The organism is Chryseobacterium sp. SIMBA_028, from assembly GCF_046535285.1.
Lineage (GTDB): Bacteria > Bacteroidota > Bacteroidia > Flavobacteriales > Weeksellaceae > Chryseobacterium.
The window spans coordinates 1-385 of record NZ_JAWRWZ010000077.1; the positions used below are offsets into that span (position 1 = coordinate 1).

General features: G+C 41.6%; 1 pseudogene. It reads right to left on the minus strand.

Annotated elements, in window-relative coordinates:
• Positions 1-385 (minus strand): annotated as a pseudogene (gene rpoB / locus SCA31_RS22610) (DNA-directed RNA polymerase subunit beta); the annotation flags it as partial.

Below are 385 nucleotides of genomic sequence, written 5' to 3' on the forward strand. Positions count from 1 at the left end.
GTCTGTCCGAAGAATACACCAGGTGAACGGTGTAACTGCGTAACGATAACTCTCTCTGCACCATTGATGATGAAAGATCCGCTGGCCGTCATATAAGGAACCGGGCCTAAATATACATCCTGAACTACGGTTTGGAAATCCTCGTGCTCAGGGTCTGTACAATACAATTTAAGTCTTGCTTTAAGAGGAACTGAATAAGTCAATCCTCTTTCCACACACTCATTGATTGAATAACGCGGAGAATCTACTAGATAATCTAAAAACTCCAATACGAATTGGTTTCTAGAATCCGTGATCGGGAAATTCTCCTGGAAGGTTTTGTACAAACCTTCACTACGTCTGTCTTCAGGAAGGGTATAAAGCTGGAAAAAATCTCTGAAAGACT